This window comes from Alkalihalophilus lindianensis (assembly GCF_032843265.1).
Classification (GTDB): Bacteria; Bacillota; Bacilli; order Bacillales; family Bacillaceae_D; genus Alkalihalophilus; species Alkalihalophilus lindianensis.
In genome coordinates, this window is sequence record NZ_JAWJBA010000618.1 from 1 (window position 1) to 257 (window position 257).

At 44.0% G+C, this 257-nt stretch carries 1 pseudogene; it reads right to left on the minus strand.

From position 1 onward, the window contains the following. Positions 1-257 (minus strand): annotated as a pseudogene (locus RYX56_RS23645) (translation initiation factor IF-2); the annotation flags it as partial.

Below are 257 nucleotides of genomic sequence, written 5' to 3' on the forward strand. Positions count from 1 at the left end.
GTCCGGTAATCTCAACGGGAGTGGAAGGACCAGCTTCTTTAACACGTCTTCCTTTATCATTCACCATGGCACGAACACGTCCAAATGTGTTTCCAACTACAATCGGATCGCCAATTTTTAAGGTCCCATTTTGAATAAGCAGTGTTGCAACCGAGCCTCGGCCCTTATCCAATTGGGCTTCAATTACCGTTCCCAATGCTTTACGGTTAGGATTGGCCTTAAGTTCTTCCACTTCACTAACAAGTAAAATCATTTCT